We start from the raw sequence: 18,655 nt of genomic DNA, 5'->3' as shown, positions 1-18,655 counted from the left end.
ATGAAAAAAGATATTCTCATAGGCATAATTATAGGACTACTAGCAAACACCATAGGCGTTATTATTTTTTCCTTTTACATAGGCACAACACAAGATCGCACTCTTACTAATGTATTACAAACTGCCCTGGCAGAGGGAAGACTTGGCAAAATTATAGCAATAGGTGCCGTTCTTAATCTAGTAGCATTTTTTGGACTTCTTAGACAAGGACAAGATGCACGAGCAAGAGGAGTACTCCTTATGACCATCGCTATGGCTTTTGTGACAATGATATTAATGTTTAGCTAATGAAGTATTACATTCTTGCCGGTGAGGCTAGCGGAGATTTGCACGGTTCAAATCTTATGAAAGCCTTGTATAAACAAGATCCTGAGGCAGAGATACGCTTCTGGGGTGGTGACCTTATGCAAGAGGTGGGCGGTACTCTAGTCACACACTATAAAGAAAGAGCCTTTATGGGCTTTATGGAGGTGATTACCAACCTCCGTAAAATTAGTGGACTTATAAAAGAATGTAAAAGAGACATTGCTAGATTTGAGCCAGATGCACTTATTCTTATAGACAACAGCGGTTTTAACCTACGTATAGCAGCGTGGGCACACCCACTAGGTGTCACTACACATTATTATATAAGCCCTCAAGTGTGGGCATCACGATCTGGTCGTGTAAAAAAAATTAAGGCCTGTGTGGACCATATGTATGTCATTTTACCATTTGTAAAAGATTTTTATGACACGTATGATTATGATGTAAACTTTGTAGGACACCCACTACTTGATGCTGTGGCAAACAGAGAGCAAGCAGATGCTGTGGCATTTGCACAAGAGCATAATCTTGATGAACGCCCTATGATTGCCCTACTTCCCGGTAGCCGCACACAAGAAATTAATGCGATGCTAGAGGTGATGCTTAGTGTTATACCTAACTATCCAGACTATCAATTTGTGATTGCAGGCGCGCCTAGCCAAGAAGCCTCTTTTTACGAGTCATTTTTAAAAAATCACGATGTACAACTCGTGATGAATAAAACCTATGACATACTAAGCTTTGCAAACGCCGCACTTATCACTTCTGGTACCGCGACACTTGAGGCTGCAATATTTAAAGTACCCCAAGTGGTTTGTTATAAGGCAAATGCGGTTTCTTATAGTATTGCAAAACGTATTATAAAAACCAAATACATCTCACTTGTAAATCTTATTATGGACAGAGAAGTCGTAAAAGAACTGATACAAGGTGACCTCAACACAAAAAACCTAAAGCACGAGCTAGACAAGATTACAAACGACTCGTATAGAGAGCAACTATTTACAGACTATTTTGAACTAGAGAAAAAACTGGGTGGTGCTGGCGCTAGTGATAAAACTGCAAAACTTATTGTAGATATCACAAATAACGAAAACAACTAACAAGATCACTCCAAATCTCATAGCTCCTTATGAAACACTTTTTTGCCGTATTATCTCTACTACTAGTACTTACCTCTTGCGGTAGCTCAAAAAGAACCGCTGTAAAAGAAATTAGTACCACAAAAACAGAGCGCATTATAAAGCAGGCGCAAGCATTTTCTGGAACTCGTTATAAATTTGGTGGGACTACGCGCAAGGGTATGGATTGCTCTGGTCTTATCTATGTTGCTTTTCAAAAAGAAAACATTGTCTTACCTAGAGTGTCAAGAGATATGGCACAACGAGGCAAACCCGTAAAAAATAAAGATATTGATAAAGGTGACCTCTTATTTTTTAGAACTTCAAAAAGCGGCAAACGCATAAACCACGTAGGCCTAGTAACAAAGGTAGATGGCGATGACATTTATTTTATACACGCCACAACCTCAAAAGGAGTACTTACCTCAAATCTTAACGAGCGTTACTGGAATCGTGCTTATGTAATGGCGAGACGTGTTCTATAAAACATAATTTACTATCTTTCAGACAATTAATACTTGTAAAAAGCGAGTATTTATAGTTATCTGTGAGAAAAGTAAATATTCCTATTTTAACGCTACTCATATCTATCACCATAGGTATAGTACTGTATGACTACATTAAGATCCAAGCTATTACAGTTTGGATTTGCTCAATACTCTTATCCCTTACTGGAGTTTTACTTAATACATTTAGCCGTAAAAAAATCATAGGCTCAGCACTCTTTATGTGCTGTACTTCTGCATTATTTATCACCATAGGTTATCTATCTAGAACTTATACTGATGATACGCGCTCGCAGACTCATTATACACATACTAACACAGAGGGTTCACACACGCTACTTGTTAAAATAAATAGGGAATTAAAACCTACGTTGTATCAACATAAGTATCTAGTAGATCTCAAAGCCATAGATAGCACTATTACTACTGGTAAATTACTTCTCAACATTTATAAAGACTCTGCAACCATATTACCAAAAACTGGAGAATGGTGGTATGCAAGAACTGCTCTGTTGCCCGTACCCCATCCCAAAAATCCGTATCAGTTTGATTATGGTGCTTATCTCAATAAGCAAGAAATATACAGACAGGTTTCTGCAAAGCCTCAAGAGATGTTGCGCGCTAATAAGGAAACGTATGATGTTAGTGTGTGGGCGTCACGCTTTCGCGAAAGCGTAAAAAATTCCCTTCACCTCCAATCTTTTACACCAAGACAACTTGCAGTCATTGAAGCGCTCGTACTGGGCCAAAGACAGGGTATAGATAAAGAGATGAGTTCTCAGTATGCCGCAGCAGGTATGATGCACATACTCGCCGTATCTGGACTGCACGTAGGTGTAATTTTACTTATTCTAAGATTCTTATTTGGTTTTATAAAATGGCGGCAACTGCAATGGGTAAAATCACTACTCATTATCTCACTCATCTGGAGCTTTGCCATTATTACTGGCTTATCTCCATCTGTGCTAAGAGCTGCAACTATGTTTAGCTTTCTTGAGGTAGGTGAGCTCCTGGGCGGAAAAAGAAAGTCGCAAGATGCTGTGCTAGCTTCTGCTATATTCTTACTTCTACTCGACCCACTGCTTATATATCAGGTGGGGTTTCAGCTCAGTTATCTAGCTGTGATAGCCATTTTATGGGTGCAACCTTGGCTAGCCAGTTTCTGGTCTCCAGAGGTGTTTATATTAAGAAAGCTACGGGACGTGGTATCTGTAACTATTGCAGCACAACTTGGCGTTATGCCACTTAGCCTCTTTTACTTTCATCAGTTTCCTGGGTTATTTATTATTTCTAATGTTTTAATTATTCCGTTTTTAGGTCTCATACTAGGCGGTGGCTTGCTTGTGTGTTTTCTGAGCGTCACAGACCTTCTACCAGAGTTTATAGCACAAACTTATGGAGGAACTATAGATGTAATGAATAATTATATAGCTTGGGTGGCAGGACAAGAAGATTTTGTGGCTAGACATATAAGTGTATCTGCAACACTTATGATACTCGTTTATATGTTTATGATTACTACACACCTTTTGTGTATGAAATATTCAAAACGCAGACTTATTGTTGCTAGCCTAGCAACAATAATTTTGACAGGTTTTATAGTGTTAGAAAATAATCAGCCTGCTTCTCAACACCTGGCAATACTTAATAGAAATGCATCAACAACACTTACTCAACTACAAGAAAAGCAACTTACGGTGTTTAATAATGACACCCTTTATCTTACCTACACAGATAGTAGAGTAAAGGCATATCAAGATGCTCTCAAAATAGATACTGTTGTGCAGAAATCTCACGGAAATTATTTTCGCTTTAAGCGAAAAGAAATACTTATTGTAGATAGTTTAGATATATACAATCTTGAAGAGGCAAATCCAGATTATGTGATACTCACGCACTCGCCAAAAATTAATATGAATAGACTCATTGAGCGATACCCTAACTGTACAATTGTTGCAGATGGGTCTAATTATCACAGTTATGTATCCCGATGGAAAGCGACTTGTACAAAACAAAAAATCCCTTTCCATAGCACGTATGAAAAGGGAGCTTTTATAATAGATTGAGTAAATTACTTAGACCAAGTATACACGAAGTCTTCTTGATATTTTGCCCATTTTTCTTGAGTTGTGAGCGTCTTATAGTCGTCATTACTCACCATCTTTACATAAATCTCAAGACGTCTAGGGGTGTGGTACCCCACAATAGGCTGTATGTAATTACCCTGCTCATCAAAAAACACCATTGTAGGGTATCCTCTTAGTTTTAAAGCTGCTGCTAGCTCGTGCTGGCTATTACGCCCTTTTCTATTGGGGTCGTGCCTTGGGTTTGTATATACGTTACCTAGATAATTAATTTCTTCAGTACCCTCTGCGTTAAACTTTACTGCATAATAGTTCTCGCTTATAAAAGCGGCCACATCTGGATTTGCAAATGTATTTTTATCAAGCATTTTACAAGGGCCACACCAAGTAGTGTAGACATCCATAAAAATCTTTTTAGGCTCTTCCTTTTGTGCAGCAAGCGCTTCATCCATTGTCATCCAGTTGATTTCTTGAGCACTTATAGATGTTGTAGCTATAAGAAGCAGGAGGTATAGTATTTTATTCATTGCATTTATTTAATTATTAAGTCTGTCTAATTACTAGATTCTTACAGACAAAAAACGTTCCACAATATAGGGAACGTTTTTCTTTATTCATATTATGTACGATGATACCATTATCGTATACCGTGCATCATTCTGATAAGTGTTTTATTTAATAATAACATTACTACACCTGCTCCTGCTGGTATCACTGTAAATATTAAAAAGAATGTTGCCATACCGTGCTCCTCAACAATAGGATCTATATAACTACCCGTTATACCCGCAGCTGTATTTGCAATAAAGTTTGCTACGAACCAGATCCCGAACATAAGTCCTACTAGTTTTGCTGGCGCGAGTTTACTCACATAAGATAATCCTACAGGAGATACACATAACTCACCTAGCGTATGAAAAAGGTATGCTAGTACTAAAAATACCATACTTACAGAAGCTGTCTTTGCTCCTAATGGAATACCCATAGACCCAAAAGAAAGAATACCAAAACCAAGACCTAATAAAATAAGACCTATAGCAAACTTTACAGGTCCACTAGGATTGTATTTACTCTTCCATATTTTTGAAAATAATGGTGCAAAAGCAATGATAAAGAATGAGTTTAAGATACCAAACCAAGAAGCTGGAACCTCTGGAGCATCATCTGCAAACTGGCGAGATAACATCCAGATTACAATACCCCATATTACTACAAAACCTAATCCTAAAATGATATTAGACAATGCATACTTACCATATGTTTGTTTAAATAACATACCTAGTACCCAGGTAATAATAATCATAGGTACAACGGTGAGAAGCGTGTTTATTATTTTAAAGGTCATACCACTACTTCCTTCTAGCACTCTATCTGTATAGTCTGCTGCAAAGATGGTCATAGATCCTCCTGCCTGCTCAAATGCCCACCAGAAGAAAATTGTAAAGAATGCAAGTACACTAATCACGATAAGTCGATCACGAGTTACCTTAGACTTCTCTGCATCATCTATAACGCTATCTATAGCGTCGGCAGCGTTTTCTACGCTATCTTCTATAACATCATCAAGCTCGTCTGCTTTTGCTGGCTTAGAACCTATTTTACCAAAAATACCTTGAGCAAAATAGAATTGTAACATCCCTACAAGCATAAAGATTCCTGCAAGACCAAAACCATAGTGCCATCCTACAGACTCACCTATGTAACCACATAATAAAATACCTAAGAAAGCCCCAGAGTTAATACCCATATAGAATATGGTATATCCCGCATCTTTTTCTTTTCCTTGGTCTTTATAAAGCTGCCCCACCATAGAAGAAATATTTGGCTTAAACATACCATTACCTACTATAAGTAACACAAGTCCTGCATAGAAAAAAATATCTGAGCTTATCTCAAAAGCCATAGATGCGTGTCCTAGTGTCATTAAAAATGCACCTATGATAACGGCTTTTCTATACCCCGTAATTTTATCGGCTATTAACCCTCCAAAGATTGGTGTTACATAAACTAGCCCTGTGTAGAAAGCATATAATTGTAATGCCTCTGCACGCTCCCAGCCCCAGCCGCCATCAAGTACTGCCGAAACTAAAAATAAAACAAGTAATGCGCGCATTCCGTAATAAGAAAAACGCTCCCACATCTCTGTAAAGAAGAGGACAAAAAGACCAGAAGGATGTCCTAAAACAGTCTTTTGATTGGTTTCAGAACCACCGAATTTATATTCCATATTGTAATTAATTATTTAGTGCTAATATAAGTCGTTTATATCTAAAGTTTTTCTTTGATAAAATCTGTCATCATTGTAAATAGGTGTAAACGTGTGTTACCTCCGTAAATACCGTGATTTTTATCTGGATAGTTAAAGTAATCAAACTGCTTGTTTGCCTGTACTAGTGATTCTACAAGACGCGTTGCGTTTTGCACGTGCACATTATCATCTGCACTACCGTGCACTAGTAAAAAGTCTCCCTCTAGTTTACTGACGTGACTCATAGGTGAGTTATTATCATAACCACTTGCGTTTTCTTGTGGGGTTTGCATATAACGCTCTGTGTATATAGTGTCATAAAATCTCCACGATGTTACCGGTGCAACAGCTATAGCCATCTCAAAGGTATCTGCTCCTTGAAAAAGACAATTTGAGGCCATAAAACCTCCATAACTCCATCCCCAGATACCTGTACGATCTTCATCTATGTAAGCACGCTTGCTCAACTCTTTTGCTGCAGCAATCTGGTCTTGTACTTCGTACTTACCTAGTTCTTTTTGGGTTACTTTTTTAAAGTCACGTCCTTTTAATCCGGTCCCTCTTGGATCTACACACACTACGATATAGTCGTTTTGTGCTAGCATATGAAACCAGTAATCGTTAGACGTATCCCACTTATTTGCCACACTCTGTGATCCTGGCCCAGAATATTGTGTCATAAACATAGGGTACTTTTTAGATGGATCAAAATCTGTAGGCTTAATCATATAAGCGTTAAGCGATACTCCATTTACATCTATCTCAAAAAATTCTTTTGGAGAGATATCATAACCTGCATATAAGTCTTTTAAAGCTTGGTTATCTTTTATAACGCGTATTTGCTTTCCATCTTTTGCGCTGTTTAGTGTAAAGCGGTATGGTGTTGTTGTATTTGAATACGTATGTATAAAGTTGCTGAAGTTTGCGCTAAAGTCTGCACTGTTAGTCCCTTCTTTATCTGCAAGGGGTTGTTTCTTTTTACCATTAAGACCTATAGCATACACACCACGGTTAATAGAACCATTTTCTGAGCTTTGGTAAAAAATACGTTTTGTACCTGCGTCATAACCATAATAACCTGTCACTTCCCAGTTACCAGAAGTTACTTGATTTTTTAAAGACCCATCTGCATTATGGTGATAGATGTGATTCCACCCATCTTTTTCGCTTGTCCAGATAAAGCTATTGTCATCTAGAAAAGTAAGGTTATCTGTCACATCTACATATGCTTTATCTGTTTCTAGCACGGCAAGTGTACTCTGGTAGGTACTCGCATTAAAAAGCGAAAGCTTTAAGGTATCTTGATGACGATTAAGTGTTTGTACAGAAAGCACGCTAGGGTCTTTTGACCAAGAGATGCGTGGTATGTAGTACCCGGCGTTATCACCTAGATTAATTTCTACATCTTTTGCTTTACGACTGTTACCTGTATCTAGGTTATGCAAGCGTAGGCTCACTTTTGCGTTAGGCTCTCCAGCTTTTGGGTATTTAAAAACAGTCTGTGTCTGGTATAATTTATTACCATATACATCCATTGAGAATTCTGGAACTTCACTCTCATCAAAACGTATGTAAGCAATTTTCTTACTATCTGCACTCCAGTCAAAGGCGCGCACAAAGCCAAATTCTTCTTCATACACCCAGTCTGTAATTCCATTTATAATGCTGTTCTTCTTTCCATCTGTAGTGAGCTGTTGTGTTGCTCCAGATGCAATATCAAAAACAAAGAGGTTATTATCCTTTCCATAAGCTATTTTCTTTCCGTCTGGTGAAAATGTTGGCTCTTGAATAAGATCGTCAGATACTTTAGTCAGCTTTCGCGAAAGCGTATTCCACACATAATATTCACCCAGCGTAGATCTTCTAAAGATAGACTGCAATTTTGTAGCCAGTAGCACCTGCTGCTCATCATCACTAAACTCATAACTTATAAAGTAATCAAGCCCGTCTATATCTGCACTACTTACAGCCGTACGCACTTTCTTGCCCGTATCATAGCTATAAATATCTACACTACCTGTGCGGGTTGCCCTATCAAAGTTTTGTACAGCATACTCTTGACCATTTGCCATAGAGTGTATAGACTGTAGTCGCTCTGCTCTAAAAGTGCCATTTTTCCAAATATCTTCAAGGCTTATTTGTTTTTTTTGCGCAGTTGCGCTCTGGATTGCAAGAAGAAATACAGCAATCAAAAAGGTATGTAATCTCATATATTTTTACCAATTGTGTAAAGTATTTCAATTTTACTAAAAATAAGGCAGAAAACCCTGCTTTTTGCTGTTAAAAACCTTCATAATGTTAAGAACTCACACTGCTATAATCACCCATTAGACTTAGGTTAACCACATTCTCATTATCTTTATCACTTTCTAAAAAACTGCTTAATGACAAAGGCGATATCTGGTTTTTCTAAACTATCAAAAACTGAGAAGATTACGTGGCTTACCACGAACTTCTTTAATAATTCTGAGACAGCAACCCAGACTTTAACTTCATACTGGAACACAGATTCAAAGCTCCAGCAACTACACGATGAGTTTATAGAAAATACCATCACAAATTACTACCTACCCCTAGGAGTAGCGCCTAATTTTACAATAAACGACACCATCTACACCATCCCGATGGCTATAGAAGAAAGCTCTGTGGTAGCTGCGGCGAGTAAGGCTGGTAAATTCTGGCAAGAGAGAGGCGGTTTTAAAACCACCGTTCTAGGCACCACTAAGGTAGGACAGGTACACTTTACTTATGATGGTGATAAAGAAGACTTACAACAGTACTTTGATAAAATCACACCAAAGCTCTATGAAGATGTAGAAGAGATTACGGTTAATATGAAAAAACGTGGTGGCGGCATAAAAAACATCGCCCTACGAGATAAAACAGCCGCTGTAGATGACTACTACCAGCTGCACTGCACCTTTGAGACGCTAGATGCAATGGGCGCAAACTTTATAAACAGCTGTTTGGAGCAATTTGCAACCACTTTTAAAGAAGGGTTTGAGGCAGATGCCCGCTTTCGCGAAAGCGGAAACACGTTAGATATCATTATGTCCATTTTATCTAACTATGTTCCAGATTGTCTTGTACGTGCAGAGGTAAGTTGCCCTATAGATCAACTCACCGAAAAAAATATAGACGGCGAGACCTTTGCCAAAAAATTTATTCAAGCAGTTACCATTGCCGAAGAAGAACCTTATCGAGCTGTTACCCACAACAAAGGAATAATGAACGGTATAGACGCCGTAATACTTGCTACTGGAAATGACTTTAGAGCGGTGGAAGCAGGCGTGCACGCATATGCAGCAAGAGATGGACAATACAGAAGCCTTACGCACGCAAGTATCAAGGATGGCATTTTTACCTTCTGGATAGAGATACCACTAGCACTAGGTACCGTAGGAGGTCTCACAAAACTACACCCACTAGTAAAGTGGAGTATGGAGCTACTAGGAAACCCATCTGCAAAGGAACTTATGCAAATTGTTGCCGTCGCCGGTCTAGCTCAAAACTTTGCTGCACTTAAGTCGCTCACCACAACTGGCATACAGCAAGGGCATATGAAAATGCACCTTATGAATATTTTAAACCAGATGAATGCGACTCCAGATGAGAAGCAACAAACGGTAAATCACTTTAAATCAAACACCGTTACTCATAGCGCAGTTGTCACTTTTATAGACGGACTACGCTCATAAAATCTCGTTTTTTGAAACACCACTATTACAGTCACGGCAAACTATTACTCACCTCAGAATATCTTGTTCTAGATGGGACACAAGCGCTAGCGCTACCTACAAAAAAGGGGCAGCATCTAGATGTAAAGCCCATAGATCAAGAAGCAATCATATGGCTTAGTTATTTAAGCACTGGAGAGCTGTGGTTAGATTATAAGTTTAGCTTTCCCCTAGATAGTAATGATGGAAGAGAAGATGCCATTTACGAGCGTCTTTTAAGCATTTTACAAGCTGCACAAAAACTCAATAGCTCATTTTTAAATACGCCACAAGGTTATGAGATCGAAAGTAGACTAGAGTTTCAAAAAGACTGGGGGCTAGGCTCCTCTTCTACTCTACTCGCAAACATTGCCAGATGGGCCTCTGTAGACCCTTACAAGCTACTTGATATGACCTTTGGCGGTAGTGGATATGATATCGCTTGCGCCACAACAGAGAGCGCTCTCATCTATCAAAAAACCAGCACGAAACCTATAGTCACACCCGTGACATATAGCCCGCCTTTTAAGGACGAACTTTACTTTGTTTATCTCAATAAGAAACAAAATAGTAGAGAGAGCATACAACATTACAGGAGTCTTGATCAAAACGCCCTAACTGAGGAGAAGGCTAGATTTTCTAGGTTTACACAAGACCTTTTGAGTTGTAAATCTATTTTAGCTTTTGAAAAACTACTTTCAGAACACGAGGATAATTTGTCTCGCATTCTTAAAACACCCACAATAAAAACACAACTTTTTGCAGATTATCCTCGCGCTATAAAAAGCTTAGGAGGCTGGGGCGGTGACTTTGTTTTGGCAGTAGGAACAGCTTCTCAAATGGACTATTTTAGAAACAAAGGGTATGACACTATCGTGCCTTATAAAGAAATGATACTGGGAGAATAACGCTTTCGCGAAAGCGTAAACACGCACCAAAAAAAAAGGCTCGAACAATAATTGTTCGAGCCTTTTTTACTTGAAATACAATCTACTAGTAGAATGTAGCTCTGTTATCTTCAATATCTGCAGCTTCTTTAAGAGCGTTAAGCACTTTTGTACTTACAGCTGCTCTAGATTTTTGAGCCTGCTGACCAGCAAAGGCAGCGTAGTTCTCTAAGCCTGGTGCTTCAGAGACTTTTACAACCTCTATTACATATACTCCTCTTGATCCTTCTATAGGTGAAGACACTTCTCCTTCTTTTAATCCGAAGGCTGCTCCTACAACTTTAGGCTCATTTCCTGCTCCAGCGATAGTAGGCGCATTCATAGATACGGCACCAGCTGTTTTTACAGTTGTTCCTTGAGATTGTGCGATTTCTGAAAGTGTTGATCCAGAAATTTTATTTTTAATGATCTCTGCTTTCTTCATATTACGTATGATAGGCGTTACTTGTAGTGATACATCTTCTACTCTCTCTGTACCTGCAGGCGTTCTACGTGTAACCTGAGCTACTATGTATCCATCATTTGTAGCAAAACGCTTAATATCTCCTACATTAGTATCTTCTTCAAAAGCCCATTGTACAACAGTTCTCTGTGCTCCTTCTCCAGGTAGCGTTTCATCCATAGCACGTATACGTTGTACTGGACGTACTGCATAACCATTTTCTGTTGCTACAGTTTGAAAATCTCCTTCGGCAGCAGCAAGTTCAAACTTTTGAGTTGTGTTGTAAATATTAGAAATCGTTTTATCTGAAGGTAATATTTCCTTCACTACAGTTGCAACCTTAATAACATCTTGTACGTTCTTTTGATCTACAATATTAATTACGTGGTAACCAAAGTTAGTTTCTGCAATACCTATTGTTCCTTCATTATTGTCTACAATAAAGTCTCTGTATCCGGCTGCAAATAGATTTGGGTTTTGATAATCTAGATCTCCACCGTTATCACTATTAGACTTATCTGTAGAAAACTCTTTTGCAAGATCTTCAAACTTGTTTTTGTTTCTTTTTAAAACAGAAAGTAAGCTATCTGCAAGTTTCTTTGCATCTTCTTTAGATCTCGTCGCAGAAGAAGGGATAGGTCCTCTAGCCGTATTTGTAACAGCTCCTTGAAAATCTATAAGGATATGACTTGTCTTTACAGAGTCTGGCATTTTTCTCACGTCTACAACACGAGAAAGGTTCATATATCTACCGTCTTTATAAGGACCGTAAACTCCACCTTTACCTAAGGCAAAAAGTGTATCTGCATTAGTAGAAGGTAAATCTTTCTTAAAGAACCAACGATCTACAAATGGCACATCTGAGTTATCTATAAGAAAATCTTCAATCTCTTCTGTCTTATCAAATCCAGCAAAAGTTTCTGTTACTCCTGTTGCACCATTACGAGCTGTATACTCATTTCTTAATTTTGAAAGCTCTGCTTTAAGCGCATTCTCATCTTCTAGAGAAGCTTCTTCAACAAATTTTACAAAACGTATAGAACGTGTTTCCTCTGTTTGAAATTCATCTTTATGATCATTTACATACTCTTGAATTTCATCTTTACTTACTGGAGCTTCCTCGTCTGGTACAGATGTGTATAACATTTGCACATACTGTATATCCACCGTATTATTATCAAGCTTATAAGCTACCTCTCCATCCTTAAGAGTAGCTCCTACACCAGCTCTTACTAGATTATAGTAAATCTCTTGCTTTTCTTGATTTCTTAAGCTTTCTTCAAAAACTAACCAAGACTGGTAATCACCAGGGTTCTGACTATCTTTTAAAGTAGCAATAAACTCTTGCATCTTTGCCTCGCTAAAGAACCCGTCTGCATCTTGAAAACGCACATCATTTTGAAGTGCTTGCTTAAGTAACTCTTGTGTGCGGTCTTTACCCACTTGTATACCTAACTCTTCATACTGCTCCTCAAGAAGCACTCTGTTTACTTCTTGCTCCCATACAGCGTTTACGGCTCTTGTAGTAGAGCTATTTGCTCCTGCTCTACGCGTTTGTGCCTCTACCTTTGTGGCAAAGTCTTCACGATCCAAGTTTACACCGTTTATAGATGCAACACGGTTTTGCTTATCTGCATTAAAACCTCCACTATCTAAAATAGATGAGAAGATAAATGCAAACAGTGCAAGTGCGATAATAATGATCAAGAAGATACTCTTGCTACGTATTTTATTTAAAATTGCCATTGTATGTTGTTTATGCTATAATAGTGGGCGAAAATACCATTATTATAGCATAATAAAAAATAAAAAAACAAGGCAATTTACTCTTTAGAAGTACGGACTTCTAATAGCTCAATTTTTGTATTTGAAGTCTCTAAGATGTGAAAGATTATTCCCGCTATCTCAATGGTCTCTCCTTCTTCTGGAATTTCTTCGGTATGGCTTACCACAAGGCCTCCTAGGGTTTCATAGTTCTCACTTTCTGGAAGATCAAGTTTGTAAGTCTCATTAAGGTAGTCTACCTCGTGCCTAGCAGAGAGCTTATACACAAACTCACTTAACTGTTCTTCTACAAGTGCTACTGTATCGTGCTCATCCTCTATCTCGCCAAAAAGTTCTTCTACGATATCCTCTACAGTCATCATACCACTTGTCCCACCATATTCATCTATAACTACACAAATGCTTTTGCGTTTTTTAGTAAGCACATTAAGCACATCTTTTACCAGCATAGTCTCCGGCACATAGACTACCGGCATCAAAACACTACTTATAGTTTTAGGTCTTTTAAAGAGCTCAAAAGAGTGCACGTAACCTATTATATCATCTATTGTGTCTTTATAAACTAGTATTTTAGAAAGCCCCGTCTCTATAAAAATCTTATTTATTGCAGCAGGTGTAGTGCGCTCATCTACAGCTACAATCTCTGTACGTGGCAACATCACTTCTCGCGACTTTACCTCAGAGAACTCTAGTGCATTTTGAAAAATCTGTATTTCTGTATCCACCTCATCAGAGTCATTTACAGATTCCATTTGTTCAGATATATAATTTCCTAGTTCCACTTTCGTGAAAGCTAACTGCACCTCATCTCCATCTGTCTTAAATAAGTATTTAAGAACGAGGTCTGATATCCAAATAATAAATGCGCTTAGCACATAAAATAAGAGGTAAAAGAAATAAGCAGGTATTGCAAAAAACTTAAGAAGCTTATTTGCATAAATCTGAAAGAAAACTTTTGGTAAAAATTCGGCTGTGATTAAAATCACCAATGTAGAAATAATTGTCTGACTGAACAGGCTAAATTCTTGCACGAAGGTATTGAGCCACGTTAAACTTTCGCCGAAAGGCATATTCTCCAGCCACCCTTGTAAGAGTGCTCCCATAAAGTAACCATATACAACCAAGGCAATATTATTACCCAGTAGCATTGTTGCTATAAACTTGGAAGGTTTTGCAGTAAGTTTTTTGAGAACAATAGAGAGAAAATCATTTTGTTTCTTCTCTATTTCAATATGTATTTTATTTGCCGACACATATGCAATCTCCATTCCTGAAAAAAACGCAGAAAGTATGAGCGAGCAGCATATGGTTATAATCTGTCCTTCAAAACTTCCCATTAGGAGTTTTTCCTGTTTTCAAACTTCTTACGGAAATGACGTCTAAAGAAGTACATCCCCACACTCACAGCAAAGAAAAATAAGAACAAATATGCTCTAGAGCGATCTTCACCCCAAAGTGAAACTGTTTTATAACCTGCAAGCACGGCAACTATTATGTATACATACTCTGTGTATTTTGCATATCGCATCATAAGTCTTCAGTATTTTCTTTTACGTATTGTTTTGCTACGTTGTTTAAAGATACAAAATTTGTAAAGTCTTCATTTGAGTCAAAGAGGTCTCCGTCGTTACGAGAGCCATCTTTAAGAATAAGCGTGTACGGCTGGTCTGTAAAAATCCAACTATTAGATTGATCCCAGTATAGCTGTTGTGCTTTTAAGGTTATAGAGTCGTGGGTAAACAACACCACATTATCTTGTAAATCTATAAGGTTTGTGCCCTTATAACGTATGGCATAGTTTGAAGTAATTAAATTCTCCTTGCCATCTTCACTTATAAAAGTGACTTCTATGCCATCTGGAAACTCCTCATAAGGAAAGGAGGCGTTTGCATAGTTTTTTATGTAAGGTGTTTTTAAATGTGCAGTGACTTTACCAGAATCTACATACTTAAGATTAATACCTCTACCTTCTGTAACAGGACCATCAGACTTCATACTTAACCTACGTATATCGTCTGCTTTACTATCACAACTTAAAAACAAAGTCACGGCAAAAGCCGTGACTAAGATTTTTAATATATTTCTATGTAGTAGTGACATTAGTTATTTGGAACTCTTACACTTGATCCAATCCAACATCCTATCTTGATAGTTTGACCAGCTTTTCCAGATGTAAATACATCTGCAGTACTTGGAGCTAATGCTCTATAACTTGCTGCTGTCTTGTTTGCAGTACCAGCTAGTGATGGACTTACACGCCCAGCTCTTTGTGCTGTACTAGCAGCTAACCAGTATACGGCTCTCTTATCAAAAGTAGTCTGACCACAGTTATTTGCACTTGCTGCATACATTGCTGCAATTCTCAAGTAAACAATACCGTAAGATGGATCTTCACTAAGTGCCTTGTTATAAAGACCTCTTGCTTTACCGTAGCTACCACTTTTTCTTGCTTTTTCTGCAAGTCTGTAATAAGCATTTGCTCTTTCTTTTGGATCTGTTTCAAGATCGATAGCTTCTTGGTAATATCTTGCCTCTGCAGCAGAGTCTCCTCTGTTTCCAGCTAAGATACCTAGGTACTTTGCAGATTTTGCAGAAGGCTCAAGTCTGTGAAGATTCTCAACCATTTGCTTAAATAAATCTGTATCTGTACAATCTTTACTTGCAAGACGTCCTGCAGCTTTCTTGATCCACTCTTTATCGTTTTTCATAGAATCAAAATCCTTCTGATAAAGTGGCACAAGGTTCTCACAGTTACCTAACTCTCCAAGAGCTCCATCTGTACTTCCTCCAAAGATTCCGAAAGCCTTAAGGTTCGTATTATAACCTTTTACTCTTCTTTTCTCTTTTGCACTAAGTGCAGTACCAGATTCTTCTTTTTCTACTAGCTTCTGTAATTTTGAATCTAGTGCAGTCGCTTCTTTATTAAGCTTTGCTTGTGTATCATCGTATAGATCAAAAACCTCTTGAAGTTGCACTTGCTGTCCATTCTTATAAAGATCTACTGCTAGCTTAAAACGAGTGTAGATATTTTTTGCACTTGTAATAGAGTTTGCATCCATATTAAATGCATTTTGAAAGGCATCAAATTGTGCTTTAGGCGTTCCAAGTTTGTTATCAAACATTATTTGCGCCTGTGCTGCTGCGTTCTTTCCTTTTGGAGTTTTTGCAGGGAAGTATTGCTCTCTCTTCTTTAAAAACTCAATAAGCTTTTGCGCTACGGCTCCTTTTTCGGCATCGCTTGCAGCTTTAAGATCTGCTTTAAGTAAACGCTCTCCATACTGGTATAAAGCTAGAGAGTAGTTAGGGCAATCTTTTTGAAGTTTTTCAAAAGGTGCTCTTGCAGCCTCATAGTTTTTAACTTTAGCAGCTTCTACAAATATAGAACCCGTCGTAAGGCACTCCTCACTTATTTGTGCATTTGCTGTAAATCCGCCAGCTATGACGAGCGCTACAAAAAATGTGGTTAATCTAGTTTTCATAATGTTAGGTTTTACTGTTAATTAAATTTAGATTGGACAAACCATAAGTCATTTATAGATAAACTTACGCCTACGTTAAAAAAGTTTTCTTGTATAAGGTTTGCGTTTGTTGTTCCTCTCTGTCCTACTTCAAATTGTAAGTTAAGATTACTAATTCTTCGTCCTGTAGGTAGTCCAACTCCAAAAGATATGCCAAACTCATTTATATCTTCATTAGAAACTACAAGTCCAGTCTCTTCATATCTAAATCCTGCACGGTAAGTCATACGCTCCCAGTAACTTGAGATAGAATTATATTTTGGTGTATAAAAACCACCTAGTCTCATTTGTGTTGCATCTTCAAAGGAAACATTATCTGGAGTAAAGGTTCTATTACTAAAACTACTTGTTTGCTGGCTTGTGTACTCACCACCAAAGAACCACTTATTCTTTTCTCCTATACCAAGACCTACCGTTACCGAAGAAGGAAGATCAAAATCTGTATCTGGAACATTAATCACTTCCGTATCTACATCTTGTAACAACCCTAAGCTGTTAAATAATACCGTAGAAACCACTCTTTCATTTTCTGTACCTATAGTTGCAGATGGAACATACTTTATTGATGATCTAAGCTCAAGCTTATCACTAATCATTGTTTCATACTGAGCACCAAGTTCAAAAGCCAATCCAGAAAAGTCACTTCTATTAGACTCCCTAGTACCTAGCTCTGCTTCTTCTTGAGATCGTATAGCCTCGTTTTGAATATTTCCAAAGTAATAGTAGGCACTTGCACCTACAGTAAGTCCTTTTGCTAGTGTATACCCTGTAGAAAGAAATGCACGGTTAAGACCGCCACGACCTGTAAAACGGTTAAGAACCTCATCTGTACTATCATCCAGTTTATACCCTACTGCAGTATATGGCATAAGACCTATGCTCACCCCTCCTTTTTTTGAAATAGGAAATCCTATGGCTAGATAATCAAAAGTAGATTTTGAAGAACCCTCCTTTGTCGTAGCATCTTCTGCATTTACTTGATTATGATTACCACCTACTGTAAAAGTAGTATAGCGCAATTTACCTAGTGATGCGGGATTTAATAGATTGAGGTGTAAGCTATCGCTATACGTCTGTATGCCTCCCATAGATTTATTTTCTACGGTTCCTCTAAACTGTTGTATCCCCACTCCATAAAAAGAGTATGGAGAAGTAGTAGCTCCTTCTTGGGCAAGACCTTTAACGGCCATCATCAGCACTGCTACAATAAAAAGTTTTTTAATCATTCTGATATGTTAAGATATAATTGAGGCCCTCAAGCAAAAAATTTGAGTGCGCAAAGATGCTATTTTTTAATCGTTTTGCCAAGAATTCTCCATCACCACCCGTTATTATTACGGTATCCACATTATAATGCTCTTTGTAATGATTTATTGCACCATCTATTTCAAGTAAAGTGCCTTGCACAACTCCAGAGTGTATAGATTCTTCTGTACTAGTCCCTATTATACTATCTGGCATTTGTTTTTCTAACAGCGGAAGATTTGCCGTAAGTCTATTAAGTGTCTCATAACGCAAGCGCAACCCTGGCGAGATTGCTCCACCTTTATAAGAACCTTTATTAGTTATAAAATCATAGGTAATACAAGTACCCGCATCTATAATGAGTCCATTTTTTTTAGGATATGACTGCATAAAAGCGGCCACAAGAGCCATTCTATCTACACCCAGCGTCTCTGGCGTACCGTAATCGTTTGTAAACGGAAGCCTTGTATTGTGCGAGAGCACAATCGTAGGAAAACGTAATTGTACAGATCTGGCTTGCTCATCTGTAAGCCTTCCTACAGAAGATATAATTGCCTTTTTAATAGGATAAAGACCCGCAAACTCACCTACCTCTTCACTAAAGTCTTGTAATGCAAAGTGATGCTTAGCTTGCAGCGCATCTCCTTTATAGATAGCGGCTTTAACCCTAGTATTTCCTACATCAATTATAAGTTGCATATACAATAGTAAACGCCAAAAATACAAAAGGAAAGCAC

At 38.0% G+C, this 18,655-nt stretch carries 16 protein-coding genes; 6 read left to right on the top strand and 10 right to left on the bottom strand.

What is annotated here, in order from left to right; translation table 11 throughout:
• The 4 genes from ACFO5T_RS12105 to ACFO5T_RS12090 all read left to right on the top strand — a co-directional run bounded on the left by ACFO5T_RS12105 (position 1) and on the right by ACFO5T_RS12090 (position 3,999).
• Positions 1 to 288 carry a hypothetical protein gene (locus ACFO5T_RS12105; protein WP_380034714.1) on the top strand — a complete coding sequence of 96 codons (288 nt, stop codon included), beginning with the start codon at positions 1 to 3 and terminating at the stop codon, positions 286 to 288.
• Positions 288 to 1,409: a lipid-A-disaccharide synthase gene (gene lpxB / locus ACFO5T_RS12100; RefSeq protein ID WP_380034711.1), complete on the top strand. Its 1,122-nt coding sequence runs from the start codon at positions 288 to 290 to the stop codon at positions 1,407 to 1,409. The genes ACFO5T_RS12105 and lpxB overlap by 1 nt, the downstream gene beginning before the upstream one ends.
• 29 nt (positions 1,410 to 1,438) lie before the next feature.
• Entirely contained in the window at positions 1,439 to 1,912 is a 474-nt protein-coding gene (locus ACFO5T_RS12095; protein ID WP_380034708.1) for a C40 family peptidase, read from the top strand.
• 62 nt (positions 1,913 to 1,974) lie between these two features.
• Positions 1,975 to 3,999 (top strand): ComEC/Rec2 family competence protein, encoded by a 2,025-nt coding sequence (locus ACFO5T_RS12090; protein WP_380034705.1) that lies wholly within the window; start codon positions 1,975 to 1,977, stop codon positions 3,997 to 3,999.
• Between the two features lie 5 nt (positions 4,000 to 4,004).
• Here ACFO5T_RS12090 and ACFO5T_RS12085 read toward each other — a convergent pair whose 3' ends face one another.
• The 3 genes from ACFO5T_RS12085 to ACFO5T_RS12075 all read right to left on the bottom strand — a co-directional run bounded on the left by ACFO5T_RS12085 (position 4,005) and on the right by ACFO5T_RS12075 (position 8,475).
• On the bottom strand, positions 4,005 to 4,544 hold the full coding sequence (locus ACFO5T_RS12085; protein ID WP_380034702.1) for a thioredoxin family protein: 540 nt from the start codon (positions 4,542 to 4,544) through the stop codon (positions 4,005 to 4,007).
• 110 nt (positions 4,545 to 4,654) lie between these two features.
• On the bottom strand, positions 4,655 to 6,244 hold the full coding sequence (locus tag ACFO5T_RS12080) for a peptide MFS transporter (RefSeq protein WP_380034699.1): 1,590 nt from the start codon (positions 6,242 to 6,244) through the stop codon (positions 4,655 to 4,657).
• A gap of 41 nt (positions 6,245 to 6,285) precedes the next feature.
• A complete protein-coding gene (locus ACFO5T_RS12075) occupies positions 6,286 to 8,475 on the bottom strand; it encodes a S9 family peptidase (protein WP_380034696.1) in 2,190 nt (729 codons plus the stop codon).
• 174 nt (positions 8,476 to 8,649) lie between these two features.
• Between ACFO5T_RS12075 and ACFO5T_RS12070 the strand changes: the two genes are divergently transcribed.
• Both ACFO5T_RS12070 and ACFO5T_RS12065 read left to right on the top strand, forming a co-directional pair.
• Complete coding sequence (locus tag ACFO5T_RS12070; protein WP_380034693.1) at positions 8,650 to 9,963, top strand: hydroxymethylglutaryl-CoA reductase, degradative; 1,314 nt, start codon at positions 8,650 to 8,652, stop codon at positions 9,961 to 9,963.
• Positions 9,964 to 9,974: 11 nt separating this feature from the next.
• Complete coding sequence (locus ACFO5T_RS12065) at positions 9,975 to 10,889, top strand: GYDIA family GHMP kinase (RefSeq protein ID WP_380034690.1); 915 nt, start codon at positions 9,975 to 9,977, stop codon at positions 10,887 to 10,889.
• An 85-nt stretch (positions 10,890 to 10,974) separates the two neighbouring features.
• Here the strand turns inward: ACFO5T_RS12065 and ACFO5T_RS12060 are convergent, their stop codons facing one another.
• The 7 genes from ACFO5T_RS12060 to ACFO5T_RS12030 all read right to left on the bottom strand — a co-directional run bounded on the left by ACFO5T_RS12060 (position 10,975) and on the right by ACFO5T_RS12030 (position 18,617).
• Entirely contained in the window at positions 10,975 to 13,116 is a 2,142-nt protein-coding gene (locus tag ACFO5T_RS12060) for a peptidylprolyl isomerase (protein ID WP_375252780.1), read from the bottom strand.
• Positions 13,117 to 13,193: 77 nt separating this feature from the next.
• Positions 13,194 to 14,492, bottom strand: a complete 1,299-nt coding sequence (locus ACFO5T_RS12055) for a hemolysin family protein (RefSeq protein WP_380034686.1) — start codon at positions 14,490 to 14,492, stop codon at positions 13,194 to 13,196.
• Positions 14,492 to 14,686 (bottom strand): hypothetical protein, encoded by a 195-nt coding sequence (locus tag ACFO5T_RS12050; RefSeq protein ID WP_021778176.1) that lies wholly within the window; start codon positions 14,684 to 14,686, stop codon positions 14,492 to 14,494. Before ACFO5T_RS12050 ends, ACFO5T_RS12055 begins: the two co-directional genes overlap by 1 nt.
• Positions 14,683 to 15,255, bottom strand: a complete 573-nt coding sequence (gene lptC, locus ACFO5T_RS12045) for an LPS export ABC transporter periplasmic protein LptC (RefSeq protein ID WP_380034683.1) — start codon at positions 15,253 to 15,255, stop codon at positions 14,683 to 14,685. Before lptC ends, ACFO5T_RS12050 begins: the two co-directional genes overlap by 4 nt.
• Positions 15,255 to 16,634 (bottom strand): tetratricopeptide repeat protein, encoded by a 1,380-nt coding sequence (locus tag ACFO5T_RS12040; protein WP_380034680.1) that lies wholly within the window; start codon positions 16,632 to 16,634, stop codon positions 15,255 to 15,257. Before ACFO5T_RS12040 ends, lptC begins: the two co-directional genes overlap by 1 nt.
• 17 nt (positions 16,635 to 16,651) lie before the next feature.
• Complete coding sequence (locus ACFO5T_RS12035; RefSeq protein ID WP_380034677.1) at positions 16,652 to 17,899, bottom strand: hypothetical protein; 1,248 nt, start codon at positions 17,897 to 17,899, stop codon at positions 16,652 to 16,654.
• A complete protein-coding gene (locus ACFO5T_RS12030; protein ID WP_380034674.1) occupies positions 17,892 to 18,617 on the bottom strand; it encodes a type III pantothenate kinase in 726 nt (241 codons plus the stop codon). The genes ACFO5T_RS12035 and ACFO5T_RS12030 overlap by 8 nt, the downstream gene beginning before the upstream one ends.
• Positions 18,618 to 18,655 lie beyond the last annotated feature (38 nt).

The sequence above is a fragment of the Dokdonia genika genome (assembly GCF_042652845.1).
Taxonomy (GTDB): Bacteria; Bacteroidota; Bacteroidia; order Flavobacteriales; family Flavobacteriaceae; genus Dokdonia; species Dokdonia donghaensis.
Note: the sequence above shows the minus strand (reverse complement) of the source record. Positions and strands in the feature narration are given on the sequence as shown.

What these genes read in the sequence shown, in the direction of transcription:
- ACFO5T_RS12050 (WP_021778176.1), bottom strand. Translation starts at nt 14,686, where the DNA reads ATGATGCGATATGCAAAATACACAGAGTATGTATACATAATAGTTGCC.
- lptC (WP_380034683.1), bottom strand. Translation starts at nt 15,255, where the DNA reads ATGTCACTACTACATAGAAATATATTAAAAATCTTAGTCACGGCTTTT.
- ACFO5T_RS12030 (WP_380034674.1), bottom strand. Translation starts at nt 18,617, where the DNA reads ATGCAACTTATAATTGATGTAGGAAATACTAGGGTTAAAGCCGCTATC.
- ACFO5T_RS12070 (WP_380034693.1), top strand. Translation starts at nt 8,650, where the DNA reads ATGACAAAGGCGATATCTGGTTTTTCTAAACTATCAAAAACTGAGAAG.
- ACFO5T_RS12105 (WP_380034714.1), top strand. Translation starts at nt 1, where the DNA reads ATGAAAAAAGATATTCTCATAGGCATAATTATAGGACTACTAGCAAAC.
- ACFO5T_RS12040 (WP_380034680.1), bottom strand. Translation starts at nt 16,634, where the DNA reads ATGAAAACTAGATTAACCACATTTTTTGTAGCGCTCGTCATAGCTGGC.
- ACFO5T_RS12085 (WP_380034702.1), bottom strand. Translation starts at nt 4,544, where the DNA reads ATGAATAAAATACTATACCTCCTGCTTCTTATAGCTACAACATCTATA.
- ACFO5T_RS12075 (WP_380034696.1), bottom strand. Translation starts at nt 8,475, where the DNA reads ATGAGATTACATACCTTTTTGATTGCTGTATTTCTTCTTGCAATCCAG.
- ACFO5T_RS12060 (WP_375252780.1), bottom strand. Translation starts at nt 13,116, where the DNA reads ATGGCAATTTTAAATAAAATACGTAGCAAGAGTATCTTCTTGATCATT.
- ACFO5T_RS12080 (WP_380034699.1), bottom strand. Translation starts at nt 6,244, where the DNA reads ATGGAATATAAATTCGGTGGTTCTGAAACCAATCAAAAGACTGTTTTA.
- ACFO5T_RS12095 (WP_380034708.1), top strand. Translation starts at nt 1,439, where the DNA reads ATGAAACACTTTTTTGCCGTATTATCTCTACTACTAGTACTTACCTCT.
- ACFO5T_RS12055 (WP_380034686.1), bottom strand. Translation starts at nt 14,492, where the DNA reads ATGGGAAGTTTTGAAGGACAGATTATAACCATATGCTGCTCGCTCATA.
- lpxB (WP_380034711.1), top strand. Translation starts at nt 288, where the DNA reads ATGAAGTATTACATTCTTGCCGGTGAGGCTAGCGGAGATTTGCACGGT.
- ACFO5T_RS12035 (WP_380034677.1), bottom strand. Translation starts at nt 17,899, where the DNA reads ATGATTAAAAAACTTTTTATTGTAGCAGTGCTGATGATGGCCGTTAAA.